1 protein-coding gene and 2 rRNA genes are annotated in these 862 nt (G+C 55.6%); all 3 read right to left on the bottom strand.

Translation table 11 applies throughout. The annotated features are described in order from the left end of the window. Positions 1–293 (bottom strand): SDR family NAD(P)-dependent oxidoreductase (locus A3722_RS04940; protein WP_150120440.1); only part of this gene is annotated, 293 nt, incomplete at its 3' end. Positions 294–506: 213 nt separating this feature from the next. Then, positions 507–621: ribosomal RNA gene (gene rrf, locus A3722_RS04945) — 5S ribosomal RNA — on the bottom strand. Positions 622–766: 145 nt separating this feature from the next. After that, positions 767–862: ribosomal RNA gene (locus A3722_RS04950) — 23S ribosomal RNA — on the bottom strand; the annotation flags it as partial.

Consider the following 862-nt stretch of genomic DNA (forward strand, 5'->3'; position numbering starts at 1 on the left):
GCGTTGTTCATGAGAATATGCAGCCGGTCGCCGCGCGCCTGAACCTCGGCCACGAGCGCGTCAACGCCCTCTTCGCTGCCGACATCCCCTGCGAAACCTTCGGCACTGCCCCGGGCGCCTAGCGCATTCAACTCCTCTGCGACTGCTTGGCAGGCCTCTCCGGTCCGGCTGGCCAGCAAAACCCGCGCGCCCGCCCGCACCAAAGCTTCAGCCGCCATGCGCCCGATGCCCGTGGCGCCGCCAGTGATCAGTGCAGTTTTCCCCTCCAGCCCAAAAAGCGTCTCAATATCCATGTCCTGCCTCCCAGCCGCCGACTTTGACGCCACTGTGACAGGGCCTTGGGCGGGGTCAAGCGGATGGGGAGCCGCGACTGAAGTAACCGGGCGTCATAACAATCTGAGAAAAGAGTAGTTTTACAAAACAAAACCGCCGCAGCTTAATAGCTACGGCGGTTTTGTTATTCTGTTCATCGTGGAGAGATACTGTTTTTATCAGGAACTTATTAGGTTTGGCGATGACCTACTCTCCCACGTCTTAAGACGCAGTACCATCGGCGCTACGGCACTTAACGGCTGGGTTCGGGATGGGACCAGGTGTTTTGCTCGCGCTATGATCACCAAACCAAATAAATTCCTGATAAAGCGCTCTGCGCAGCAGAGCGACGGGGTCACCACTGCAGCGCTGAGCGTTGTTTGTCCAAGTCATGTACCACTGATTGTATGTGTATGCTTTTGATTGATAAGTTGAAGTCTTGCTTCTACTGGATCAAATCAAGCCTATCGAGCAATTAGTACCAGTCAACTGAACGTGTTACCACGCTTACATCTCTGGCCTATCGACGAGGTGGTCTACCTCGGCTCTC

The organism is Sulfitobacter sp. HI0027, assembly GCF_001634775.1.
GTDB lineage: Bacteria > Pseudomonadota > Alphaproteobacteria > Rhodobacterales > Rhodobacteraceae > Sulfitobacter.